This is a genomic window from Algoriphagus terrigena DSM 22685, from assembly GCF_000429445.1.
GTDB classification, from domain to species: Bacteria; Bacteroidota; Bacteroidia; order Cytophagales; family Cyclobacteriaceae; genus Algoriphagus; species Algoriphagus terrigena.
The window spans coordinates 1-25,752 of sequence record NZ_AUBW01000017.1 but is presented as its reverse complement, the minus strand read 5'-3'; the positions used below and the strand labels follow the sequence as shown (position 1 = coordinate 25,752).

18 protein-coding genes and 1 pseudogene are annotated in these 25,752 nt (G+C 48.2%); 9 read left to right on the top strand and 10 right to left on the bottom strand.

The window, feature by feature from the left end; translation table 11 throughout:
- Nucleotides 1-12: 12 nt before the first annotated feature.
- Nucleotides 13-633 carry a DUF4136 domain-containing protein gene (locus G459_RS0115620; protein WP_026968477.1) on the bottom strand — a complete coding sequence of 207 codons (621 nt, stop codon included), beginning with the start codon at nucleotides 631-633 and terminating at the stop codon, nucleotides 13-15.
- A 169-nt stretch (nucleotides 634-802) separates the two neighbouring features.
- On the opposite strand from G459_RS0115620, the gene G459_RS0115615 reads away from it, so the two are divergent.
- The gene (locus G459_RS0115615; RefSeq protein WP_026968476.1) at nucleotides 803-1,180 is read left to right on the top strand and encodes an iron chaperone; all 378 of its coding nucleotides are present in this window, start codon (nucleotides 803-805) and stop codon (nucleotides 1,178-1,180) included.
- Here G459_RS0115615 and G459_RS0115610 read toward each other — a convergent pair.
- Nucleotides 1,177-2,445: an aminotransferase class V-fold PLP-dependent enzyme gene (locus G459_RS0115610; protein ID WP_026968475.1), complete on the bottom strand. Its 1,269-nt coding sequence runs from the start codon at nucleotides 2,443-2,445 to the stop codon at nucleotides 1,177-1,179. The genes G459_RS0115615 and G459_RS0115610 overlap by 4 nt on opposite strands.
- 82 nt (nucleotides 2,446-2,527) lie before the next feature.
- A complete protein-coding gene (locus G459_RS0115605; protein ID WP_026968474.1) occupies nucleotides 2,528-4,000 on the bottom strand; it encodes an ATP-binding cassette domain-containing protein in 1,473 nt (490 codons plus the stop codon).
- A gap of 175 nt (nucleotides 4,001-4,175) precedes the next feature.
- Here G459_RS0115605 and G459_RS0115600 point away from each other — a divergent pair, with 175 nt between their 5' ends.
- Nucleotides 4,176-4,928: a DUF3575 domain-containing protein gene (locus tag G459_RS0115600; protein ID WP_026968473.1), complete on the top strand. Its 753-nt coding sequence runs from the start codon at nucleotides 4,176-4,178 to the stop codon at nucleotides 4,926-4,928.
- A 121-nt stretch (nucleotides 4,929-5,049) separates the two neighbouring features.
- On the opposite strand, the gene G459_RS0115595 is transcribed toward G459_RS0115600, so the two are convergent.
- Together G459_RS0115595 and rlmD are read right to left on the bottom strand one after the other, a co-directional pair.
- Nucleotides 5,050-5,427, bottom strand: a complete 378-nt coding sequence (locus G459_RS0115595) for a hypothetical protein (protein ID WP_026968472.1) — start codon at nucleotides 5,425-5,427, stop codon at nucleotides 5,050-5,052.
- Nucleotides 5,424-6,830: a 23S rRNA (uracil(1939)-C(5))-methyltransferase RlmD gene (rlmD, locus tag G459_RS0115590; RefSeq protein WP_026968471.1), complete on the bottom strand. Its 1,407-nt coding sequence runs from the start codon at nucleotides 6,828-6,830 to the stop codon at nucleotides 5,424-5,426. Before rlmD ends, G459_RS0115595 begins: the two co-directional genes overlap by 4 nt.
- 134 nt (nucleotides 6,831-6,964) lie before the next feature.
- Between rlmD and G459_RS0115585 the strand changes: the two genes are divergently transcribed.
- The 4 genes from G459_RS0115585 to G459_RS0115570 all read left to right on the top strand — a co-directional run bounded on the left by G459_RS0115585 (nucleotide 6,965) and on the right by G459_RS0115570 (nucleotide 13,474).
- Nucleotides 6,965-7,777, top strand: coding sequence for an SDR family oxidoreductase (locus G459_RS0115585; RefSeq protein WP_026968470.1), 813 nt, complete (start codon nucleotides 6,965-6,967; stop codon nucleotides 7,775-7,777).
- Complete coding sequence (locus G459_RS0115580) at nucleotides 7,778-11,680, top strand: AAA domain-containing protein (RefSeq protein WP_026968469.1); 3,903 nt, start codon at nucleotides 7,778-7,780, stop codon at nucleotides 11,678-11,680. It begins immediately after the preceding gene.
- A 163-nt stretch (nucleotides 11,681-11,843) separates the two neighbouring features.
- Nucleotides 11,844-12,179, top strand: a complete 336-nt coding sequence (locus G459_RS0115575) for a helix-turn-helix domain-containing protein (RefSeq protein ID WP_026968468.1) — start codon at nucleotides 11,844-11,846, stop codon at nucleotides 12,177-12,179.
- Nucleotides 12,173-13,474, top strand: a complete 1,302-nt coding sequence (locus G459_RS0115570) for a type II toxin-antitoxin system HipA family toxin (RefSeq protein WP_026968467.1) — start codon at nucleotides 12,173-12,175, stop codon at nucleotides 13,472-13,474. Before G459_RS0115575 ends, G459_RS0115570 begins: the two co-directional genes overlap by 7 nt.
- 2 nt (nucleotides 13,475-13,476) lie before the next feature.
- On the opposite strand, the gene G459_RS0115565 is transcribed toward G459_RS0115570, so the two are convergent.
- The 5 genes from G459_RS0115565 to G459_RS0115545 all read right to left on the bottom strand — a co-directional run bounded on the left by G459_RS0115565 (nucleotide 13,477) and on the right by G459_RS0115545 (nucleotide 21,271).
- Nucleotides 13,477-14,361: a DUF72 domain-containing protein gene (locus G459_RS0115565; RefSeq protein WP_026968466.1), complete on the bottom strand. Its 885-nt coding sequence runs from the start codon at nucleotides 14,359-14,361 to the stop codon at nucleotides 13,477-13,479.
- A 23-nt stretch (nucleotides 14,362-14,384) separates the two neighbouring features.
- Complete coding sequence (locus G459_RS0115560) at nucleotides 14,385-15,155, bottom strand: YdcF family protein (protein ID WP_026968465.1); 771 nt, start codon at nucleotides 15,153-15,155, stop codon at nucleotides 14,385-14,387.
- A gap of 136 nt (nucleotides 15,156-15,291) precedes the next feature.
- Nucleotides 15,292-17,466, bottom strand: a complete 2,175-nt coding sequence (locus tag G459_RS0115555; protein WP_026968464.1) for a c-type cytochrome domain-containing protein — start codon at nucleotides 17,464-17,466, stop codon at nucleotides 15,292-15,294.
- A 33-nt stretch (nucleotides 17,467-17,499) separates the two neighbouring features.
- A complete protein-coding gene (locus tag G459_RS0115550) occupies nucleotides 17,500-18,954 on the bottom strand; it encodes a DUF1501 domain-containing protein (RefSeq protein WP_026968463.1) in 1,455 nt (484 codons plus the stop codon).
- Nucleotide 18,955: 1 nt separating this feature from the next.
- Nucleotides 18,956-21,271: a PSD1 and planctomycete cytochrome C domain-containing protein gene (locus tag G459_RS0115545; protein WP_026968462.1), complete on the bottom strand. Its 2,316-nt coding sequence runs from the start codon at nucleotides 21,269-21,271 to the stop codon at nucleotides 18,956-18,958.
- A 402-nt stretch (nucleotides 21,272-21,673) separates the two neighbouring features.
- Here G459_RS0115545 and G459_RS0115535 point away from each other — a divergent pair, with 402 nt between their 5' ends.
- From G459_RS0115535 to G459_RS27710, 3 genes and pseudogenes are all read left to right on the top strand, one after another.
- Nucleotides 21,674-24,619, top strand: a complete 2,946-nt coding sequence (locus tag G459_RS0115535; RefSeq protein WP_026968460.1) for an FAD-binding and (Fe-S)-binding domain-containing protein — start codon at nucleotides 21,674-21,676, stop codon at nucleotides 24,617-24,619.
- Nucleotides 24,620-24,622: 3 nt separating this feature from the next.
- Nucleotides 24,623-25,417 carry a hypothetical protein gene (locus tag G459_RS0115530; protein WP_026968459.1) on the top strand — a complete coding sequence of 265 codons (795 nt, stop codon included), beginning with the start codon at nucleotides 24,623-24,625 and terminating at the stop codon, nucleotides 25,415-25,417.
- Nucleotides 25,417-25,752, top strand: a pseudogene (locus G459_RS27710) (transposase family protein); the annotation flags it as partial. The gene G459_RS0115530 and the pseudogene G459_RS27710, both read left to right, overlap by 1 nt.

Here is a 25,752-nt window from a genome sequence, read left to right as displayed (position 1 = left end):
CTTTGTCTTTGATTAGTTGGTTTTCAAATAGGGAGATTGAACGAATGCCTGATCGATCGCGTCTGTGATTCGGGTTACGTTGTTTGAACCGGAAGCCAGTCCATTGCCAACCATTAACCAAGCAGCACCTACTCTATCGACTGGATTGTCAATATTTGGATCCGCCATGGTGATCACCACAGATCCGGTGGTAATGCTCGAGATGGTGTAATATGGAGGATAATACCATCCCCAACCGCCGTACCATCCGCCATACCACCAGTCATACCAGTAGCTGTAGTAGAAGGTGGTGTTTTTCATGGCAGCAGGAGTAAGCAGCACGTCGGGTGTTGCGCTGATAGCTACTTTGGTCCAGCCGTAGTTTGACATGTTGGCCTCGATCGACTGGAGGATCGGAGTTGCATAGATGTCCTTCATATAGACGTAGGTCGTATCTCCGTTGTCGATTTCGACATCGACTACGATCTTGTCAGGCATTGCATAAGTCTGCTTTGAGCTAAAGTCGAATTCCGCATCAAACTGAGTCAGAGTGATATCGGTGTCGTCGTAGTACTCAGGTCCATCAGGGTAGCAACCCCAAAGACCAAGCCCGCCAACCAGCACGAGCATAAGTTTAGAAAATTTACTTTTCATCATTTTGTAGTTTAGTTTTTCCAAATAAGTGAGATGGATTAGTTCTATAAAAGTAAAGAGGGTGATTGGATGATTTTCATGATTTAAGTCATATTTTATGATAAATTTCTAATATTGTTTTTGAGCTAAAATCCTGCTTATTTTCATCTAAACGTAAAATTTCAACACCATGATGAACCCAAAACCGGAGTCGGTCGAACACTATTTCAGCTGGTTTTCAGGAGAAATCCTGGAGCGATTGCAGCGCATTAGGGAGGTTTTGAAACGCGAAATTCCTGAAGCAAAGGAAGTTATCAGTTACAGCATGCCTGCTTTCAAAACGACAGAGGTGTTGATCTACTATGCTGTTGCAAAACACCACATCGGACTCTATCCGACTGGCAGCGGCGTGAGTGAGTTTAAGAAAGAACTTGAGCCCTATCAGACCAGCAAAGGCGCCATCCAGTTTCCCCACGACGAACCCCTGCCGCTGGACTTGATCGCCGACATTGCCAAGTTCCGTTTTTTGGAAGTCCAAGCTAAGCCTGCAAAAAAGAAGAAAAACTAGCCGAGCGTCTCGAGAAGCACTCGGAGAAACTGATCAATCTCCGCTTTGGAGTTGTAAATATGGGTGGAGATCCGAATCCCGTCGACCCGCCCTTCAGGCACTTGTCTTATTCTGAACCCACGTTTTCCCAACTCCGCTCCGACAGCTTGATAAGTTGTGTTTTTTGGTCGAAAAGTTACCATTGCAATACGGGACTGGGCTTCGACAGGTGAGAGGATATCCAACCGGTCTTTCAGGTCTGTCAGTCCGTCAAACACATATTGATTCAGCTCCCTTACCCGGCTTTCGATTTTTTCTTTTCCAATCTCCAGGTGAAAAGCCGCCGCGGCCGAGACTCCTTTCATGAGGGAAGTGCTCTGAGTTCCGTAGTCAAACCGATGAGCGGTCGCAACATATCCCGCCAAAACGGGCGGATTGCTGAACAAATCCCAGCCGGTATCTCCTCCCGCCCCGATGTGCAAGGGGCGAATCTGGTCTAAGATTCCTTCCCGTACATACAGAAAAGCCGTCCCACTTGGCCCCAGCAGCCACTTGTGACAGCAACCGGCGTATAAGTCGCAGCCGAGCTTTCCTAAGTCCAGGTCAAAGATTCCAGCTCCATGCGCCCCGTCAATGGCGGTAATGATTCCCCTGCTTCTGGCAAATTCAGAGATTTCTTTGATGGGAAAGACCAAACCGGTCGTGCAGGTGACGTGTGGTATGGCAATTACCTTGGTTTTTGGAGTCACCAGCGATTGGATGAGCTGGAGGTTTTCTGCCTGCGTCACCGCGGGTGAAAAGACTTTCAGAACGACGCCGTCTATCTTGGCGCGGTTTAGCCAAGGCACGGCGTTGCCGACATGGTCCTGGTCGGTGACGATGACTTCGTCGCCCTTCTCCAACGACACTCCCCAAGCCATGATGTTGATCCCTTCGGTGGTATTGTGAGTCAGGCTAAGCTCGGAAGTTTTGGTTCCCAGAAAAGTCGCCAAGAGCTCACGTTCCCGATCGATGCTGCCATATTCTCCAGAGGTATTGATCTCCAAGAGAGACGATTCCAAGGCTTTCTGAACCGGATAGGGAGCGGGACCAAAGGTGCCGTTGTTCATGTACACCCGGTCTTTGGTCAGAGGAAACTGAGCTCTGACCTGGCTCCAGAAGTCTTCGCCGGAGAGATTTTGGTCGATCTTTTGGCTGATATGCTCTTTTGCTGGCGCAAATCCCACCAAACCCGGAAGCGCAATTCCTGTTGAGAGTTTTTGGATAAAGTCCCTTCTGCTTGTCACGTTGCACGATTAGTTTCAAGTAGTTAGGAAATCTTTCCCGGAAAGTAAAACGCGAATGTTTCGAAAGACTGTAAAATTATCCTCACAGCTCTTTGAGCTGGGTCACAGCGTCAGGAATATCTTCGGCATAGTGGCTGACATAGATCAGCGTGATCGAACTCAATTCGCAGATTTTCTGGACCGTTTCTTTAAAAAGCGCCCGCTGAAGATCGTCCAAGCCCTGAGAAGCTTCGTCCAGAACCAAGATCTTGGGTTGCTTGATCAATGCTCTGGCAAGGAGCGTCCAGCGCTGCTGCGCGAGCGTGAGCCGTTGGATTGGAATGTCCTTGACCGCTTCAAGTTCAAAGACTTTGAGCCAGGCCGCTGAGCCGGACTCTTGGTCAGATGTGGTTTTTTTGAAGAGTCCCATCGTATCAAAAAAGCCGGAAAGGATCACTTTGTGGCAGGTCTGGTTTGCCGGGAAAAATCGCGGCAATTCCGGCGCGACGAAGCCGATCGGTCGCTTCACATCCCAGATGCTTTCGCCGCTCCCTCTTTTTCTTCCAAAGAGAAAGATCTGCTGCGAATAGGATTGCGGATTTTCCCCGATCAACAGACTGATTAACGTGGACTTTCCAGAGCCATTTGGACCTTTCAAAAGCCAACGGTCCCCGGACCGGATTTTCCAGCTGAGATCTTTTAAGATTTGCTTTTCCCCATACTTGATGGATACATTTTCCAATTGAATCAAAGTTTCATCGGAAGGAGCCGTCGCGGGAATCAGTTTTCCCAAAAGCTTCCAATCCCATTCCAACTTCAGCTGAGCCATTTCCCGGTGGGGAAATGAGGCACGGGTCCAGATCTGAGCGATTCCTGAAGCGTTTATTTGCGCCACGTGCGTGATTCCTGCCGGTATCTCATCCGGCGAGGTGGTCATCATCACGTGGATCCCAGCCTGGATTATCTCGTGGAGTATCGCCCCAAACTCCTGCCGGGTCTTGGCATCCAGCCCCGTGAGCGGCTGATCCATGAGATAGATCAGCGGCTGCCGCATCAGACCCAGCGCCAAAACCAACCGACGCGTCTCTCCATTGGACAGCTTCAACAGCGACCGATCGAGCAGATGCCCGAGGTTCAAGGCTTGACTGACTTTTTCGATGGTCCAGAAGTCGGAGAGCGACGAATGACCCTTTTGAAGGTATTCTCTGACGGTTTCTGTTTGCTCCGACTCTGAGGAATTGAATCGCTGCTGGAAATAGAAATTTTGCTGATTGGATCGGTTCTTCAGCTCATATCTCTGAGAAACATACGCGATCAAATCCCGGAAACTATGCACCTCTCCGTCTACATTCTTTTGCTGCGAATATTCCTTGGCAAAGGGGCGGACTATTTCACCGGATCGCACGACCGTATGTCCCTGAAGCGTTTCCAGAAACGCGGTCAGTTCTTTCCCGGAGTTCCCGATTATAGCCCAGTGCTGGCCCTTCGTCCAGGAGAAATCAAGATTCTCGAAAAGCTGGGTGCCTCCGTGCAGGATTTTGGCAGACTTGATTTCGATTAGAAGGTCGTTGGTCACCGCTGGTTATGTTTCGGGAAAAATAGAAAACTCAAGGCAATTGAGGTGTCTAAATTCCATGAAGGTCAAAATATGATTTTTATCATTCGCGTGAATTAAGCTGCAATTCTTGGAATTGGCGATAAAAGGCGAAATTCAAGGTAGAATTGACCAACTTATTTTTAAATCGAAACCTATGAAAGCTATCCTATTTGTACTGCTCGTCACCTTTTACGTTCCGGTCGCTTTTGCGCAGGACAGCGTGAAAGTTGGCTCGCGAATGAACACCATCAAGCTGGATTTGACGCACAGCCTGCTTTATCGCAACGCCTACAATCTGTCTTGGGAGCGGATCATGAAGCCGAACCAAACATTGGGAATAACTGTGGGTAGGCAAGAATTTCCCCAAATTCTAAACTTGGGAGAGAACATCAAGGGGGAAAGATCAGACAATAGTGGGGGGTATAAGGTGGGGGCCGAATATCGATTTTATCTCAAAAAGGAAAACAAGTTTGCCGCTCCACGTGGCGTCTATATCGGTCCCTATTTTTCGGTACTGGGATTTAACACTGCGCGGGACATCACTTACACAGGCGGAGAAACTCCCCAAGAGGCGCGGTATAATGCACGGTTTAATCTCTTCAGCTTGGGAGGACAGTTGGGGTACCAGTTTGTGTTCAATGACCGGTGGACGCTGGATTTGGTAGTGGTCGGACCCTCGCTCACCAGATACGATGCGAGGATGAGACTGGAAGGGGATTTCGAGTTTGACCCAGATGATGTGCAAAATGAGATCCTCGACGCCCTGATCGACAAATTCCCCGGACTGGACGATCTGCTCGAGGACAAAGAACTTGACTCGTCTGGGAAGGTGGATGTGGTCGGTATTGGCTACCGTTATCAGTTTTTGATCGGCTATCGTTTTGGTAAGAAGTTCAAAAAGAACTGATATACCACCAAAAAAATCAAAAATCCGGGATGTCTCGACACTTGACCTAAGCTGCTTTAAGACTCTGTCGATCAATAAACAAAAGAGCTTTATCTAGATGATAGATAAAGCTCTTTGTTGCTCAGTCGTTCGGGTAGGGGATGTAGACAAACCGAGTGAAAGCGCCGTCCATGACAAACAGGCAGCAGAACTCATCCGGGTCTTTGTAGGCACTTTTGAAGTCTTCGAGCGCTTCCTCAGCGATCAGTTTCCGCTGCACAAACTCGTCCACGTAGGTGATGAAGTAGTTCCAGTCGAGGTCCTTTTCGGCCTTTCCCAAGAAGATTTTCCCAATCGGCTGCATGTCCTTGGAAATCGGAAATACCGGAAAATCAGAAAATCCCCTGGTGCGAATCTGATAAGAAGCTTCCTTGAGCACGTCAGAGACTTTTATAAAATCGCTGGTGATCGTACCCAGATATTTTCCGCTCAACTCTGGATCATTGAAGTCTGAAATCATTTTTTGAGTGTTAAGAGTACCACATTCTCGACATGAAAAGTCTGCGGAAACATGTCCACTGGCTGTATTTTTTTCACCTGATATTTCTCCCCCAGCAGCGCCAAATCTCTAGCTTGCGTAGCAGGATTACAAGAGACGTACACAATCTTGGGAGACTCCAGCCGCAGCAGCATTTGTACGACTTTCTCATCCATTCCGGCGCGCGGCGGATCAGTGATGATCAGATCCGGAGCCGCGTGACTAGCCACAAACTCATCGGTCAAAATATCTTTCATATCCCCTGCATAGAACAGGGTGTTGTCGATTCCATTGAGTTGCGAGTTCAGCTTGGCATCCTCGATCGCAGCCTCGACATACTCCACGCCGATGACTTGTTTGGCTTTTTTTGCCACAAAGTTGGCAATCGTCCCCGTGCCGGTGTACAGATCATAGACCACCTCATCGCCTTGCAGATTGGCAAAATCACGGGCGACTTTGTAAAGTTCATAGGCTTGCTCCGAATTGGTCTGGTAGAACGACTTCGGACCAATCCGAAATCTTAGACCCTCCATCTCTTCCTCAATGTAAGGAAGACCGGAAAAGGTCACCAGGTCCAAATCATTGTAAGTCTCGTTGCCTTTGGTATTGACCACGTAGATCAGGGAAGTGATTTCGGGGAATTTCTGTTTCAAAAACTCCATCACTAACCCGATTGACTCAGGATTATCTTCTCCAAACTGCACGATCACCATCGTCTGGCCAGTACTTGTGGAGCGAATGATCAGATTGCGAAGAAGTCCGGATTGTCCCTTGATATCATAGAAGCTCAGCTTGTGCTCCAGAGCAAAAGCCCGCAACTCATTGCGGACGTCATTGGAGATCCCGCCCTGCAGATAACAATGATCGATGTCGATGATCTTGTCAAACATCTTTGGGATATGAAAGCCCAACGCATTTCGATCAAAATCCTCTTCTGAGCGAATTTGATCCAATGTCAGCCACTTTTTATTCGAAAAAGTGAAGTCCAGCTTGTTGCGGTAATATTGAGTTTTGGCAGAACCCAGGATTGGCAATACCTCGGGAATCGGCACTTTGGCGATCCGTTCAAACTGGTCCACCACCTGCTGTCGCTTGTATTCTTTTTGCAGATCGTAGTGGATATGCTGCCACTTACACCCTCCGCAGGTACCAAAATGGGAGCAAAACGGCTCGATCCGGTCTTTGGAATATTCATGGAAATGAATGGCTTCTCCTTCCATAAAAGAACTCTTTCCTTTGGTAATGCGTACATCCACCACGTCGCCAGGAGCCACGTTGGCGACAAAGACCACTTTTCCGTCATGATGCCCGACACATTTTCCTTCGGAAGCGATCCGCTCAATCTTGAGGTTGGTGATCACCTTATTTTTCATTTTTCGCGACATGGCCGCAAAATTAGGGAAAAAACAGAAGACCTCGTTTCAGGTTTTGAAATCCAGTGCGTTCTAATGAGATTGATACCCGATATTTTCGGTCTATAACTTTTCAATTTCCTATCTTAGCAAGTGAAAATAGGCCCATGAGACTCAAAGACAAAGTAGTGATCATTACAGGTGGCACCTCAGGAATCGGGGAGGCTTGCGCCCTTATTTTTGGTAGGGAAGGATCTAAGATTGTGATTACCGGCCGCAGTAAAGAAAAACTTGACTCAAGTTCGAGGACTTTGGAGGAAAACGGAATAGAGTTTTTGGCAGTCTTGGCCGATGCCGGATTGGAGGCTGACAACAAGCGAATGGTCGAGGAAACTCTGCGGGTTTTTGGGCGGATCGACATCTTGATCAATAACGCAGGTATATCGATGCGGGCGCTGTTTCAGGATTTGGATTTGGAAGTGTTTCGTAAAGTGATGGATACCAATTTTTGGGGTACCGTCTACGCGACCAAGTATTGCCTTCCTTCGATCATAGCAGCGAAAGGGTCCGTCATCGGGATTTCGTCCATCAATGGGTTCAGGGGCACACCTGCCCGTACGGCCTATACTGCCAGCAAATATGCAATGAATGGATTTTTTGAAGCGTTGCGAACCGAAGTCATGCATGAGGGAGTCCACGTGATGGTGGCGGCGCCGGGTTTTACTGCTTCTAATATCCGAAACAACGCACTGACAGCCAACGGGAAAACCCAGGGGGAATCTCCCCGTGACGAGGGGAAGATGATGACCTCTACCCAGGTCGCCGAAGAGATATTGAAAGCAACTCAGCGAAGAAAAAGAGACCTTGTCCTGACTGTGCAGGGCAAAGTCGTTGTATTTCTCAACAAGTGGATGCCCGGGATTATGGATGGGGTAGTTTTTCGTGAAATGGCCAAGGAAAAGGACTCACCATTTCATTAAATGGCCGAATCGATCTTTCAAACCTATCTCAACCGACTCACCGACCTGTCTTCCAAAAACAGGTCGCTTTATTTACCCCGGTTGGATGGAGCTGGTCTGATAGATGTCAGGGAGTTTGATTTTTTAAACGGCGAGCCAGCATTTGAGATCCTCCGAAAATTGATTCAGGGTAAAAAGCAGATCCCTCTGATCCCAGAGGTTGACCCAAGGATCGGAGAGACCAATTCACTTTCAAAAAAACTTTCCAGAATGTACTTTCGGGATCAGTTGACCCAAGAGGAGACCGGCGACCAAACCCTGTATTTGGCCTGGCCTTTTGTGGAGGGAAAGCTGATCAACGGTCAGATCGTTCGGGCGCCCATTTTACTCATCCCAATTCGTTTGGTGTTGAAAAAAGGGGATTGGAACCTCGTCCTTGAAGACGCTTGGGAATGGAATCCGGCGTTGCTGTTGGCTTATCGACATGCCTACGGCAAAGAGATCAACCGGGAACTGTTGGACGAATCGTTACAGAATTGCTCGGACGATCCCGTTGAATTCCGAGTCCAACTTAACAAGATCCTTTCCGAAAATTTCCCGATACAGCTGAGTTCAGCACTCTTTGAGGATCAAATCACGCCGTTTCCAGTTTCGCAGATTGCTTTGGATCAAGGTCGTTTTGAGGATGGGAAGCTGGCTCTGAAAACCTATGCCACGCTGGGGCAACTTTCGCAAAAAGGCAGCTTTCTGTTTCGGGATTACGAAGAGTTAATGGCGGCGTACGGAGAACTGTCTCTCGAAGAAATGTTTCTGGAGTTTTTTGCAACGGATGAGAAGTTGCCAATCCCCCGGGAGGAGCAGCTGTTTCCGGTCTTTCCGCTCGATGCGTCCCAAGAGAACGTATTATACAAAGTTCGTCAAGGCAGCAGTTTGGTGGTCGAAGGGCCTCCGGGCACAGGCAAGTCCCAGCTGATTGCCAATCTGGTTTCGGATTACATCGCCCGGGGGAAAAAGGTTCTGGTTGTTTCCCAAAAGCGGGCGGCGTTGGACGTGGTTTTTGAGCGGATGGAAAAGGCCGGATTTGGAAGTTTTCTGGCGCTCGTTCACGATTTCAGAGGAGATCAACGCTCGCTGTTCGAGAAGCTCCGCCTTCAGATCGAGGCCATTGAATCATATCAGGATCAAAACCGGGGGATCGATTCGATTCAACTGGAGCGGGAGATTTCGCGGCTTTCGGGAAGGATCAGTCTACTTTCTGAGAAATTTGAAGAGCTGAGAAAAGAGCTGTTCAATGACGCTCCGGCCGGGCTTCCGGTCAAGGCGATGTATCTGAAGGCGGAATTGGCTAAGCCGGCGTTGAATGCGACTTCTCAATTGATGAAAATCGACTACCGACAAGCCCTTGAGTTCGAGTCAGACTTCAGGGTTTTTCATTCCTATCATCAAAAGATCTCCGGTAGTTTTTGGGAGAAACGTCTCTCGTTTGCGCGGATGGAACCTGCGGATTTTGAGAGGATACATCAATCGTTAAATACTTTAGAGCGGTTTCGAAAAGCTATTCCAACTGAATTAGACCCTGACAGATGGATAGAATTGGTGACTTTAGGTATCGAATTGAGCCCGCTTACGAATCGGTTTTTTTCGCTTCAAAAATCCCTTGCTGAACTTCCGGATTCTGAGAAAACCTTCCAGTTTGCTTTTAGGGAGAAAGAAATCAAAGCGCTAAGCAAGCGTCAAAAGTGGCTTATCGAGGCTGTTCAAAAAGCTTCTGAGATGGAGTTGAGACTTTTCGAGAATATAGGGCAGCTTGAGAAGCTTGTGGCTGAGCTGGCAGTCCTGATTCCAAAGGCAAGTTCGTTTTTTGGGGTTGTTTCAGCAAGATGGAATAAAGGTAAGTATCCGCTGACCTTCGGCTCCTTGGCTGAAAACGGACTAAAATTCGATTTGGATTCGCTCTTCCAGCTACAAAAGGGAGCCAAGAATTTGTTTGATTTGCGGGCCGAGTACCAAGCTCTTCCAAATGTGGGAGGATTTTCATCTCTGGATTTCTCTCTGGAATCCCTTCGGTCTCAATTGAATGATGTTGCGGGTATTTTGAATTGGGACGAGGATTGGAAAAATTTTCCCCAAATCCACGGCTTGACTGACTGGCAGGTTTTGGATTTGGAAGGATTCCGGTCTCGATTGCAGGCGGTCGCGAATTGGTTCCATGATTTTGAGCAAGCGTCGCCGGGATTGAGGCTTTGGCTTAGTTCGGAGCAGCTTGTTAAAATCCTACAGGAAGGTATTTCCAGTCTTTCCATTGATCACGAATTGAGCCTGAGCAGCACTTTCGTCGAGCTGATCGGTTTTGACCGGTTTCTTGGAGATTGGAGTGTGGAGCGGCGGGAACTGGCCAGGGAGATTGAAGATCAATTTTCGGATTTTACGCTGGAAGCGAAACTTTCCGCGTTCCGAAATGGCTGGTATCTGGCGTGGATTGGAGAGATAGAGCGAAGAAGTCCATTCCTCGCAGAGGCTGGGAGTTTGAAGCTAAGCCAAGAGATGGACGAGCTGAAAAGATCGATTCTGGAGAAAAGGAAGATATCAAGACATATGGCCTTGCTCCGGCTTCGTGAGCAGGTGGGCAATCATCTGGAGTTTAATCGACTGGGTAACCGTGTGACCTACCGCGAGCTCCATCATCAGGTGAGCAAAAAACGCCTGCGTTGGCCTATCCGAAAACTGATCGGAGAAATGGAGTCGGAGGTGTTTCGCTTGCTTCCCTGTTGGCTGGCAAGCCCGGAGACGGTGTCTGCGCTTTTTCCAATGAACGAGAAATTTGACTTGGTCATCTTTGACGAAGCGTCCCAGTGTCAGGTGGAGCGTGGCTTGCCGGCTATGCTTCGCGGTAAGCAGGTGGTAGTGGCCGGAGACTCCAAGCAGCTGAGGCCCTCTGATTTTTATCAAGTCAAGTGGGAGTCGGATGAAGAAGGGATGGAGTATGAGTCTGAGTCACTTTTGGAGCTGGCAGGACATTTCTTCGAAAAGCATCAGCTCAAAGGCCATTATCGATCGACGGACCCTGCGCTGATTCACTTTTCCAACTCACACTTTTACCGAAATCAGTTAGAGACATTGCCAGATTACCAGACGGTGAAGTTAGGAAAGACTCCATTTTCTTGGGAGAAAACCGAAGGAATCTGGGAGAATCAGGTGAATAAAACCGATGCCGATACGGTTGTTGAAAAAGTGAGAATAATCCGAAAACAGATTCCCTTGGATTCAATCGGTATTGTGACGGGAAATTATTTTCAGATGGAACTGATTCGGGAGAGGCTCTGGAAAGCGGGGATTCAGGACAGTGAAATCAAAGTCCGGAATATCGAAAACGTCCAAGGAGATGAGTTTGATCAGGTGATTTTGTCGCTGGGCTATGCTCCCAACCGAGAGGGGAAGCTGGTGACCAACTTTGGTCTTTTGGGCAAATCGGGAGCTGAAAATCGGCTCAATGTGGCGATCACCCGAGCGCGAAAGGCGATGCATGTGATCAGTTCGGTGGAGCCGGAGGATTTCCGTGCAGGTCAATTGCAGAATCCGGGTTTGGCCTTACTCAGGGAGTTTTTTGGTTTTGTGAAAGCCCAAAGTATGAAGCGGAGCATTGCACCGCCCGACGTAAAGCCGATTGGATATGAGCTGGACTGGAGTTTTAAAAATAGGCTTTTGGATTTGGAATCGAGCTTTTCGAAGGAGATTCCCTCTTCGGTGATGGATTTGGTCAGATCGGATTCAGAGGGAAATCAGGCGGCAATCTTGACCGATGATCAGCGGTTTTTTAATGCGCCGACTGCCAAGGCAACTATGGCTTATCATCCAATCTTGCTGGAGGAAAAAGGTTGGACCTGGGAATGGAGATGGTCAAGAAGTGATTTTTTGAAAGGCTAAATTTATACAAAATGTAGTATGTGAAATTAATGAATTATAAATCATTCACTAATTTAGTTTTCATGATTTAATGAGTGATTTATAATTCTTTAAAATTATTTATTTTTGTATGAATTTCCATTCAATAAGTCTATATTTGGATATATTGAATGATATTTGAGTCATGAATATAACACAGCTTTCGGATATTGCTATTCTCCGTATGATCGGAGACTTCATCAAAAAGAAGCGGATTGACCGTCAGAAGACCCAAGATACACTGGCGTATGAGGCAGGGATCAGCCGGTCTACGCTCAGTTTGCTAGAGCGGGGGGAGAAGGTGAATCTGATCACACTGATTCAGGTTTTGCGGGTGTTGGATGAGCTGCAGATCTTGGAAATCTTTGAGATTCGGCAGCAGATCAGTCCCATCGAGTATATCAAGCTCCAAAAGAAGCACGAGCGTCAGCGGGTTCGCAATGCTGACAGGGCTGCTGAGCCTCCCCCGTCAGAATGGTAGTCGCGGCAGAGATATGGCTCTGGGATAAGCTGGCTGGAGCGGTGCTATGGGATGAGAGCCAGCAGCTGGCAAGTTTTGAGTTTGATAGCGGGTTTTTGCGGTCGGGATGGGATATTTCACCTGTTTTGATGCCTTTGGCTCAGGGCAAGCGGCTGTACTCATTTCCGGAGACCCGGCGTGGGAGGGGAGATGCTTTTGATACATTCAAAGGTTTGCCTGGATTGCTGGCTGACATGCTTCCTGACAAGTACGGCAACCAGCTGATCAATGCCTGGCTGGTACAAAATGGTCGACCTGCCGACAGTCTGAACCCGGTTGAATTGCTTTGTTTTATTGGTAAGAGAGGCGTGGGGGCTTTGGAGATTAGGCCTTCGCTGCGTCAGGAGGCTACCCGGGCAAGTTCGCTGGAGATAGAGAGCCTGGTGGATATTGCTGCCAAAGTGCTTAATTCCAAGGAAGGCTTTGTGAGTGATCTGTCAAAAGACGAAGAATCGGCTCTGGCGGATATTCTCAAGATCGGAACCTCAGCAGGCGGAGCAAGGGCGAAGGCAGTGATAGCCTTTAACCCTAAAACTGGCGAAGTGAAAAGTGGTCAGGTCAAAGCTCCGGTGGGTTTTTTCCAATGGATCATCAAGTTTGACGGAGTGCATGACTCACAGTTTGGAGCCACGGCAGGCTACGGCAGAGTAGAAATGGCCTACTACCTGATGGCCCAGGTCGCGGGAATCGAGATGAACGAGTGCAGGATTTTGGAGGAAAACGGACGGGCGCACTTTATGACCAAGCGCTTTGACCGAACCGATGACGGGGAGAAAATCCACATGCAGAGTCTCTGCGGACTCAGGCATTTTGACTTCAACCAGGTGGGATACTATAGCTACGAACAGGTCTTCGAGACGATGCGAATGCTTCGCTTGCCCTATCCGGATGCCGAGCAGATGTATTTGAGGATGGTGTTCAACGTGCTCGCCAGAAACTGCGACGACCATACCAAGAACTTTGCTTTTCTTATGAAAAAAGACGGCAAATGGGCGCTTTCACCGGCTTATGACATTTGTCACGCCTATCGTCCGGGCAGTCTTTGGGTGAGTGCCCAGTCACTCACCGTCAACGGAAAAAGAGACGCGATAAGCGATGATGACTTTCTGGAAGTAGCTCGAAAGATGAACATCAAAAAACCGCTGGACAAGATCAGTCAAGCAAGACTTGCTGTTGGGAGATGGTCGGAATTTGCCGAGGAAGCCAAGGTAGAGTCCAAGCTTAGCGAGTCAATCAAGAAGACTTTGCTGGTCTAGGCTTACAGAAGTCGGTTCGACGGGTCGTTTGGAATCCGCAGGTTCAGTCCTAATCTGCCATTCAATCTCTCGATAAAATGGGCAGAAAGGAGTGGGGACGCCTCTTCGATATTTTGATGAACGAAGAAATAGAGTTTTTGAAGTCCCTGTTCTTTCCACGATTCGATGCGATCCACCCATTCGTCCAATCTGGTGTAGTCGCTGGGCGCATTTGCGCCGACAAAGCGCACGAAAGCCTCTTCACTCGACAGGCGCATGTGAAGCATGTCCCGTCGGCCGGCGGTATCCACGATGATGTTGGAGACGTGGTAGTTCTGAAGGATCTTGTAAAAATCGTCAGCGGCTTTGCCTTCAAACCATGCTTGGTTCCTAACTTCGATGGCCAAATGAGCGCTTTTCGGGAATTCGGAGACGAACCGCTCCATCCGGCTCATGTCCTTGGGTTGGAAATTCTCATGAACTTGGAGAAAGATCATTCCGAGTTTTTCGTCCAGATGGCTCATGGTTGCCACGAAATTTTCCACTTCCTCTTTGACCTCGATCAGGCGCTTGAAATGGCTGATCGTCTGGGGGATTTTTGGGAAAAACTTAAAGTCAGCCGGAGTTTTTTGTTTCCAGACAACTACTTGCTCATTTTTTGGAACTCCATAATGTGTGGAGTTGAGCTCAATCGAGTTAAACTGCTGAGAATAGTAGCTCAGCTCATCTTTGGTTCCTTTGGGATAAAACCCTTTCAGATCGGCCTTGTTCCACTTTGCGCAGCCTACAAATACCTCAAATTCGCCCTTAGCCGACTTGTACTCAGCCAGTGTCTTTTTCGTGTCAGGATGGTCTGCCGGGAGGGTAAAATCTATGGCTTCTGGGTTGTCGACGGCTCCGAATTTCATCTCAGTGAGGTTAAAAGTTACCCCTAAATATATCCAGCGACTTTGTACATCGCAATCCCCAGCCACTCTTTAATCAGTTTGTCCCAAAAAGTCAGGGAGTTCGCAGCTGGATAAATCAGCGAGGGAATGTCGTATTTGATGTCGTGGGAATAGTAATCTACCGGAAATGTCTGTGTTTTCAGACCGGCTTTGTCAAAACATCCCTTCGCCCGAGACATGTGAAAAGCGGAGGTGATCAAGATAAATTCCTGGTCTGTGGAGATGTTCCGTTGTTTAAGAAAGGCCTTGGTAAAAGCGGCATTTTGCGCGGTGTTTTTGCTTTGATCCTCAATCAAAACGTCTGATTCGGGGACGCCTGTCATCAAAAGAAAACGCTGGAGCAGCTCCGCTTCGCTTTGCGGATTGACGGGATTGAGGCCCTGGCCTCCGGTGATGAAGATTTTTTTGATCTTGCCCATGCGATAGAGCTGGAGGGCGTGGGTGATCCGATCTGCTCCTTTGTTGAAAAAAGTCCTGTCGTACGCGGTCTTGCTTAGGTTGGTCACTCCTGTAAGGACAATTCCGATTTCGTGGTTTTCGATTTCCTTAAAATCCTTGAATTCTGGCTCCCAAGCCAATAAAGCCAGATTGGAGAGAAAAGGGTTTGTGAAAAAAAGCAGGAGGAAAATCCCGGTCCAGAGACTTTTTTTGCCCCATTTTTTTCTGAGAAAAATGGCTCCACCAATGATCAAAATCAGGATGATCGTCAGCGGCATGGCCAAAAAACTCAGAAACTGGGAGAGATAGAAAAACATGAGACGATTGTGGTTTGGGGGCAAAGAAAGGAGGAAATTCGTCTTGATTCAAAACCTGAACTCAAGAGTGAGGGAATTGTCTTTCAGTAGAACTTAACAATCTGCCACCCCGTAGCTGCATTTCCCTGTGGGTGGCTCAATTCACGAACAGCTCATCTACCAACAAAAGCGCCTGCCTGCCCTTTTGACTACTCCAATTCGCGATTTTTTCTACGGGCTTGGCTACTACTTTTAGGTATTTTCCCGTGAAGGGTTTGAATGTGCAAGTGACCAGTTCGATGTAGGGTTCGCCGCCTTGAGTAGGCAGGCTGGGTTTCATCTTGCCGACCAATGTTAAGGACTCCGGATCATCTCCACCCCAGATTTCAATGGATTCAGGTGGGAAGATCACATTGTTGGGCTCTACCAAGACTCGCATGCTGAGCGAGCTGGTCTGGATTTCTTCGCCATATTCCAATAGAAGTTCCATGTCATTTCCACGGAAACCGGCCCAATTGTTAGCCCAAGCGGGGCTGTTGGCATTGTAGGTTCCGAGCTCTTTGTCGAAGAATGTTTTAGACCCATTGGCTGGGTGGACTTTGCTCATTCGGCTCAAGATCATCACGGTATCAGGGCTGAAGTGATTTCTGTACACATCGAAAGTGGCCACTTCACTGGCATTCCAACCCTCCTTGTAAGCGCGGGCTTTAATCATTTTTCCCTCGGTCAGGAGGGTTTCTCCAAAGACAAACTCAGGCGAATTCTCCCGATTGGGTTCTGTCCCATCCAAGGTAAAGCGAATCTCCACTTCCCGGATCGGGTGGCCCAGCTTGAGTGCCAGCGTATCTTTGAAAATATTGGAGGTATTAGCCAGTTTGGGCAAATTCAGTTGCAAAGTATCAGCTTCGAGATCTTCTCTTCCCGAAACCCACGTGATTTTAGGATATTCTTTTCTGAGAGTTTTCAACTCCGAATGAGTTATCGGAGTATCCCAGACGGTCACTGTCCGCAAGCTTGCGAAGTTCTTTCCCAAGACCTGCAAAGCAGCAAAGTCCACGGCTGTCCCGGAGAGAGAAAGGTGGCGGAGATTTTTAAGCTTAATCAATTCCTGCAGACCTGCTGAGGTGATTTCGGTGTAATTCAGATTGAGCCTGATCAGGTTTTCCAAGCTTGCCACTGTCTTCAGATCCTGATCGGAGACCGGCATTTTGTTCAAGTTCAACCCTACGACTTGTTCTTTCACCGAGGTGAGTTCTTCGAGCGAGGCCGGTTTATAGTTTGACGGACTGAAAAGCGCCACATCCAACGCCGGGGAATTTCTGGCCAAGGAGATCACGGATCGGTAGGAATTATTCAGATTTTGAACGGTTTTGGGATTGGCTGCCGCAAATTCAAAAACAGGCTCATCGGAGTCATTGTCCAGAAAATTCATGGCAAGAACCCTCAAGGAATCTGCCTGTGGAAGTGATGCGACTTTTGTGTCCGGTTCGAGGTTTGATTTGACCCATTGCAGCAGTAAGGCCTTTTCGCCGGCGGTCAACTGAGGCTTCTCGACAGGCGGCATGTGATCTTCGTTTTCTTCCTCCAGATGAATTCGCTCAATGAGGGAGCTTTCTTCGGGGTTTCCTCCGACGAAAATCACCCCGTTTTCACCCCCTTTGAGCAGAGCCTGCATGCTGCTCATGTCCAGTTCGCCCTTGGCTTTGGAAGCATTGTGGCAGGAGTTGCACTTTTTCTCCAAGACAGGAAGGATCAGATGATTGAAGACCTCGGCTTCTTCGAAAGGAACGACTTCTACGTTGGAAGCTAAAATAGGATCGAAAATAAACGTCTCGCCATGAGTTAGCGACGCTCCGAAATGTCCCGCCAAAACCAGCGTAAGTGTAGTAATCCCAATTCCGACTTTGGCGATTCCTTCGCGATACCATCGGTGGTTTCTAAATGCATAAAGGATCGATGCCAGGAAAACCATGCCTGCGCCGGACCATTTGTGCCAATCCAACAACTGACCAGAATATCCTTCCTCCTGTGCCAAAAACAGGCCCATGATTGCGGTGACCAGGCCCGTCAGAACGGCAAATAAAAGCAGTTGACGGGTGAATTTGTGAAAAAAGGATTGTGTCTTGAGCTCCGGGCGAAAGCGGAAAAACTCCAGCAAAAATGCCAGAAGCAACAGCGCAATCGGGAAATGGAGGATCATGGGATGCATCCGTCCGATGGGTTGCAGCCACTGGGGAATGCTCAGATGCGACTCAAAGAGTAGGAGGAAAAGCAACAGGATATTTCCAGCAAATAGGATCGTCTCTGAAATGCTGACAATTCTGCTTTTCATGGGTTGGTTCGGGTTATTGTTAAGTGTCGTTTTTTAAGAAATAAGACCTTTGACGACTTGGCCGGAGACATCAGTCAATCTGAATCTTCTGCCCAGGTGCTTGTAGATCAGTTTTTCATGATCGAGGCCCATCAAGTTTAGCACCGTGGCCTGAAAGTCGTGGATGTGGACGGGATCTTTGGCCACATTGTATCCCAATTCGTCTGTTTCGCCATAGACCAGTCCGGGCTTCACTCCTCCGCCGGCCATCCAGATACTGAAGCAGCGGGGGTGATGATCACGTCCGTAGTCCTTGGGGTCAAGTTTTCCCTGACTATAGTTGGTCCGGCCAAATTCCCCTCCCCAGATCACCAAAGTTTCGTCCAATAGGCCACGTTGCTTCAGGTCAGTCACCAAAGCCGCCGAGGCCTGATCGGTATCCTTGGCCTGATGGGTGATTTCATAAGGCAAGTTTCCATGCTGATCCCATCCCTGATGATACAACTGCACGAACCGAACCCCGCTTTCGGAGAGCTTTCGGGCCAAAAGACAATTGGCAGCATAAGTCCCCGGAACCAGACAATCTGGTCCGTATAGTTTGATGATCGAGTCAGGTTCTTTGTTCAAGTCCATGATCTCCGGCACGGTCGTCTGCATCCGGTAAGCCATTTCATATTGCTGGATTTTGGCGTTGATCTCAGGGTCGCCAAACTTCTCATAGGACAGATGATTCAGTTCGGAGATATTATCCAACATGACTCTCCGCTCATCACGGCTGAGTCCTTTGGGATCTTTGAGATAAAGAACCGGATCTTCTCCGCTGCTGAATTGCACTCCCTGATGTACAGAATCCAGAAAACCATTGGTCCAAAGCTTGGAATAAACCCCTTGCCCATTGCCAATTCCCCGGGAAAGCAAGACGGTGAAAGCCGGTAAATTTTGGTTTTCGCTGCCCAGTCCATAGCTCAGCCAAGCTCCCATACTCGGGCGGTTGCCCTGTTGCGCTCCCGTTTGGAAAAAGGTCAGTGCCGGATCATGGTTGATCGCCTCGGTGTGCATGGACCGAACGATGCATAGATCGTCAACGATTTTGGCAGTATATGGCATCAGATCACTGATCCAAGCGCCGGATTGTCCGTACTGCTTAAAGTCGGTAAAGGAGCCGATCAGGGGAAAAGAGGACTGATTGGCCGTCATACCGGTTAATCGCTGACCTCCCCGGACTGAATCGGGGAGCTCCTGTCCAAACATCTCTTTCAGCTTGGGCTTGTGGTCAAAAGTCTCAATCTGAGAGGGCGCGCCGTTTTGAAAGAGATAGATCACCCGCTTGGCTTTGGGGGCAAAATCCCTCAACCCGGGAACCATATCCGCATCCACACTTCCGGTTCCTTTGAACAAGTCCGGCATCAGCAGCGAGCCCAGGGCTACACTGCCCACTCCCATACTCAACTGGGACAAAAACCTTCTTCGGTTGATGTTTAGGCGATATTCGAAAATATTCTTATCCATATCAGGTCTTGGAGATGGTTTCTTCGAGATTATAAATGCTGGCAATCACCTGCATCATAGAGGCTAACTCCACGGTGTCCAGCCCGACAGGACTTGGATATTCTCCTACCGCCAAGAGTTCTTTGGCAGCTTCGTCATTCAAGACTTGGAGTCTTCCGTCGTAGTATTTTTTGAGAATCGCTACCTCTTGGTCGCTGGGGTTTCGACAGACGATGATGCGAAACGCCTTGCGGATGTGTGCCTCCGAATCACCAGACTCTTGGAGTAGCTTTCCCGCCAAAACCCGACTAGCCTCCAGCATGGTGGGATCATTGAGCATCACCAGAGCCTGGAGTGGAGTATTAGTGATGGATCTTTGAACCTCACACTGATCCCGATTGCTGCCGTCGAAGATGGTCATCGCTGGAGGAGGGACAGTCCGCTTGATAAAATTGTACAACCCCCGGCGGTAAAGCTTCTCATGGTGATCCTGCTTGTAGGTTGACAAGATCCCTCTGCCTGAGGTCGCGCCCTCCCAAAGTCCGGCTGGTTGATAGGGTTTCACGCTCGGTCCGCCGATTTCCCGATTGAGCAGACCACTGCTTGCGAGGATCAGGTCACGGATGAATTCTGCCTTGAGTCGATGACGCGGCGCTCGGCTCAGCAAGAGGTTGTCAGGATCTCTTTCCAATTGCTTTTTGCTGACGACAGCGGACTGGCGGTAGGTGGCCGAAGTGACCATTTGCTTGACAAGTCGCTTTACGTCCCAGCCATTGTCCATCAGATCTGCCGACAGCCAGTCCAGCAATTCCGGATGGGTAGGCAAGGCTCCCTGCATTCCAAAGTCTCCGGGAGTGCTCACGATCCCTCTTCCAAAGATCTCTTGCCAGATCTGATTGACGAAGACTCTTGAGGTAAGCGGATTTTTTTTGCTAAACATCCACTTGCTTAATCCAAGCCTGTTTTTTTCAAATTCGGGACCGAAAGAAAGAATCGATTCGGGTGTCTTGACAGTCACCGGGTCTCTGGGCTGATCGTAAACGCCGCGCTCAAGGACAAAGCTCGGTCGAATAGAGTCGAGTTCTCCCATGACGGAGACTATCAGGTCCAGCGTGTCTTTTTTATTGATAAAGGTCAGGATGGAGTCTACGTCAGCATTGCTGATTTGCATCATCGGGCGCTTGGCATAAGTCTCCGGACCGCCGACGGTGGATTCAATTCCTTTCTCCTTGATGTTGTTGAAAAAGGAATAAAACGAATAATATTCCTTTTGGGAAATAGGATCATATTTGTGGTCGTGACAGGCAGCACACTCCATGGTGATTCCCATGAGGGATTTGCCGACGGTATTGGTTCGATCGGTCACGTACATCACCCGATATTCCTCATCCACGACGCCGCCCTCTTCCGTGATCTTGTGGTTTCGGTTGAAGCCTGTCGCTAACAGTTGTTCTTTGGTGGCATTGGGGATCAGGTCGCCTGCCAGCTGCCAGGTAATAAACTGGTCGTAAGGCATGTTTTCGTTGAAAGCATGGATTACCCAATCCCTCCAGGGCCACTGACTTCGGTAGCTATCATCCTGAAATCCATGAGAGTCGGCAAACCGGGCAATGTCCATCCAATAAACCGCCATCTTTTCCCCATAAGCCGGGCTTGCCAGCAGCCGATCGACGGCCTTTTCATAGGCATCAGGTGCATCATCGGCGAGGAAGGCGTCCATCATCTCCAAAGTCGGAGGCAAGCCCGTCAGATCCAAACTTGCTCTTTTCAGAAGGGATTCTTTATCAGCTTCGGCATTGGGCTTGAGGCCTGATTCTTCCTGCTTTGCCAAGATGAAATAATCCACTTCATTTCTTGGCCAGTCTTCATTGTCTACCTCTGGAAGCTCACGCAGCGTTGGCGGGACAAAGGCCCAGTGTTTTTCGTACTCGGCACCTTGGCTGATCCACTTTTCGATCAGGCGGATTTCCCGATCGGTTAGTTTCAAGTTGGATTCCGGCGGGGGCATCATGATACTCGGATCTTCGGATGTAATCCTCCTGTACGCTTCGGATTCAGCCGGCTTGCCCGGCACCCAGCCATGTGCACCTTTGGTTTCCTTCAGCGCCTTGTAGGCCTCCTCCGCGATGTCGAGTCGCAAGCCTGCTTCCCGTTTGTTGGCATCCGGACCGTGACAGGCAAAACAATTGTCAGAAAGAATCGGACGGATATCGAAATTGAAACTGACTTCCTTGGGAATTTTTTGATTTTCGGCACCGCTTCCCCCTTCTTCACAGGATGGGAAGAGAAATATGCCAAAAACCAGCACGGTAGCGAATTGACCCAGTTGTTTTTTCATAGCCTTTACTCTTTGGCCTAAATACCTCTTCAGACTTTTTGGGGGTGATTTTCTAAAATAGAATCTTTAATCAATTCAACTGTCCCGAGATGCATTTTAAGAAAGGATTCTTTTAAAAAAAGAATCAACAACGTCCTGCAGACTCGCAAATTCAGATCTGGAACCGGCAACTGCTCCCGGTGAGAAAATCCTCTTGGAAGACCGATGATTTGTCCGGAAAAGAACAAGTCATTCTCCCTCTTCAAACCCAATTTACTGGCACAAGGACTACTTTCAAACCAAAAAAAGCATAGATGAATCGCGACGGACTCCAATTTAATCCTTGGTCTTGCCGGAAAAGTCGAAAAAAAATTCTTTTCCCGCGACTTTTCCTTAATCTGATCGGGAAAGCTATTTTTGGGCATGAGTTCAAGTCAGCCTAACCTATTGCCCCTGTTGCAGACCCTGTCCACCCAGCTCGAAGGAGCGCTTCAGGTGGATCGATTGACCAAGACCCTTTATGCCACCGACGCGTCCGTCTATCGTGAGATGCCTCTGGCGGTGGCTTTTCCCCAATCGGTCTCGGATATCCAAAAGCTGATCCGCTTTGCTTCTGAAAATGGCACTTCGCTCATCCCCAGAACAGCGGGAACGTCACTTGCCGGGCAATGTGTCGGCAACGGAATCGTGGTAGACGTCTCAAAGACTTTTACCCAGATCCTTGAATTCAACAAGGAGGAGCGCTGGGTACGCGTGCAGCCGGGTGTGGTGCGCGACGAACTCAACCGCTTTCTGAAACCTCACGGGCTTTTCTTCAGCCCGATCACTTCCACCGCCAACCGTGCGATGATCGGTGGAATGGTGGGAAATAATTCCTCCGGCACCACATCCATCGTGTATGGCGTCACGCGCGACAAAGTGATTTCTCTGAATACGATTCTAAGCGATGGCAGCGAGGTGGTTTTTGGAGAGATTTCCCAGGATGATTTTGACCGGAAATGCGGGCAAACCGATCTCGAGGGACAGATTTATAGACAGCTTTTTGACGAACTCAACAATCCGGAAATCCGGGAGGAGATTCACGCGCAGTTTCCCAAGAAGTCCATCCATCGCCGCAATACTGGCTATGCCGTGGATGAATTGATGAAGGCGGAGCTCTTTGAAGGGAAAGAGAAATTCAATTTCTGTAGGCTTTTGACAGGTTCGGAAGGGACCTTGGCTTTCACAACTGAAATCAAAATAAGCCTTGATCCGCTTCCCGACCCAATCGAAATCGTCGTGGCCGCGCATTTTGTAAGTATCCACGAAAGCATGAAATCGGCCCAAGTGGCGATGAAGCATCCAACCACCGCGGTGGAGTTGATGGACAAAATCATCCTGGACTGCACCAAAGAAAGCATCGAATACAGCAAAAACCGGTACTTCGTTGAGGGTGATCCCGAGGCGATTTTGATGATTGAGTTTCGCGGCAAGACCCTCGAAGAGGCGATGGGCAAGGGAGAGGCTTTAATCGCAGATCTTAAAGCGGCTGGCTATGGTTACGCTTTCCCCATCATTGAGCCGGCCATGGTGACCTCTGCGTGGGCACTTCGTGCTGCCGGTTTGGGACTTTTGGGAAATATACCCGGCGATCCGAAGGCTGTGGCATGTATCGAGGATACGGCTGTGGACATTGAGGATTTGGCGGACTACATCGACGAGGTGGATGCGATGATGGCTGGTTTTAACCAAAAGCCAGTTCACTATGCGCATGCCGGAGCCGGTGAGATTCACCTTCGTCCGATCTTGAATTTGAAAGAAGCCGAGGATGTGGAGGAGTTTTACCGAATCTCGCTGGCCTCTGCCCAGTTGGTCAAAAAGTATCAAGGCTCCTTGAGTGGCGAGCACGGAGACGGACGGGTTCGTGCTGCTTTCATTCCGTTGATGGTTGGGGAAAAGAACTACGAGCTTTTCCGCAGGATCAAATTCACCTGGGATCCGAAAAATATCTTCAACCCGGGCAAGATCGTCGATGCCGCTCCGATGAATAAATTCCTGCGCTATGAGCCGGGTATGAAAACTCCGGAGCATGAGACCATGATTGACTTTTCATCAGTGGGCGGGATTCTCCGCTTGGCTGAGAAATGCAACGGTTCGGGCGATTGCCGCAAGTTGCCGGGATCTGGCGGGACGATGTGTCCGTCTTACATGGCGACGCGAAACGAGCGGGACGCAGTGCGTGGCCGGGCCAATACCCTTCGGGAGTTTTTGACCTTGGACAACAAGGAAAATGCCTTTGACCATCCGGAGATCAAGGAAGCGATGGATCTCTGCCTGAGCTGTAAAGGCTGCACGGCCGAATGTCCTTCCAATGTCGACATGGCCAGCATGAAGGCCGAGTTTCTCTATCAATATCAGAAAGCCAACGGCGTCCCTTTGAGATCCAAGGCCTTCGCTTACATCAATGAACTGAACGAACTGGGATCTCTGGTGCCTGGTGTTGCCAATTTCTTCCTGAATAATTCCTTAACGGGAGGGCTGATGAAGTCTTTTCTGGATGTAGCCCCTGAGCGAAACCTGCCGGAAATCAGCCCGCTCAGTCTTCGGAAGTGGTACAAAAGAAACTACGAAACGCTACCCGGAGCAAACTTGCCGATCAAGTCGGTCTATTTCTTTGTGGATGAATTCACCAACCACAACGACACCCAGATCGGGATCAAAGCAATCTCTCTTTTGAAAAAACTGGGCTATGAAGTCATGATCGTGGATCATGAAGAAAGTGGTCGCTCGGCGCTTTCGAAGGGACTTTTGCCGAAGGCGAAAAAACACGCCGAAGCCAACGTCCGAATCTTCGGAAAGCTGATCAACGGAAATACACCGCTGATCGGCATTGAACCTTCAGCGATCTTGTCTTTCCGGGATGAATATCCTCGAATCGTGGGGCCTGAACTGGTAGAGGATGCGAAGAAACTCAAATTTCACGTCAAGCTGATTGACGAGTTTTTGGCTCAGGAGGCAGCCGCTGGACATATCAAGTCCGAGTCTTTTACTACCAAACCGCAGAAGATCAAACTCCACGGACACTGCCATCAAAAGGCGCTTTCTTCCTTGACCTGGACTCAAAAATTACTTTCCCTACCTGAAAACTACACCGTTGAAACCATTCCGAGCGGGTGCTGCGGCATGGCGGGAAGCTTTGGCTATGAGGTGGAACACTACGAAGTTTCGCAACAGGTAGGAGAGCTCGTGTTGTTTCCGGCGGTGCGAAAAGCAGAAGCCGATACCCTGATCGCCGCTCCCGGCACGTCTTGCCGCCACCAGATTGCAGACGGCACGGGCCGCAAAGCCAAGCATCCGGTGGAGATACTTTGGGAGGCGTTGAATGTTTAATCTATGGAGCAGATAAAAGAATTTTTAATTCAATGTTTCTATCTCTTTAAAAATGATCCTCTATCGTTTTTTGCCCTTATTTTTTCGATAATTGCAGCCTATTATGCGAGATTAGCAATTTTGCTTAAAACCGGAAATAATTTTGGCTTTTCATATTTATTGTCGGATAATTTTGATTCTAATGGATATGAAATTTCAGAATATATTGTTGAAAACAAAAAGGATAAGAGTGCTATTTTATTTAAAATATATCTAAAAATAGGATATAATAATTTTTTATTATTAGATGATTTCACTGGCAATCCTGTGACATTAAAGCCTTTTGAGTATTATAGGAAGAAATTGGAACAGTCAATTTTTTATAGTATGAATATGAATATAATTAAAATTCCAAATTTAATTAAAAAGTATTCTTTAAAAATTTTAATTGAAACTTCAGAAGGCACATTTTTTGCAAAACCAATGAATATTAAAGATTCAGTGTTGTCCAAATATTTCTCGAATCATTATACAAACATTATCCATTCAGAAAACATATCCTTTCATAATATTCCAATAAAAAAATCAGATAAGTATGGAATTGAATTGATTTTTAAAGCTGAAACAAAGCATTTGGTTATTTCTGAAGAGGATAGGAAATTCAGGTTGAATAAGGATTCTGAATTATCTGAATCAGACCTTGTAAGCAAGGATTTTTTAGAAAGTAAAATTCATGATTTAATTAACGGGGGAAGTTTGAATTGTTTGGATTTTAAAGTTTATGATATTCAAATGTTTATGGTTCTACCACGAATTTAATGGAAATGGTATCTTTAGGCAAAAAGATGTTCACAGAGAATTTTTTCACAAAGCTGCTTGATCTGGAAGACGGTTGGATAGTTGAATCTGTAGATTCGGATTTAACAAAGGAGGAGATCTACATACAGGTTGTTTGTGTGTTGGATCAATTGGAAGACGCTGGATCCGGAGAGTTCTGCAAGGTTTATGATTATGCGCCGGAGCGTTCTTGGAGGCATTTGGACACGATGCAATATAGGACTTACATCAAGTGTCGGCTCCCTCGAATCAAAGCCTCCGACGGAAAAGTAAAGACTGTTCAGCCCAACTGGGCCTCGGGTTATGAGCGCCATACG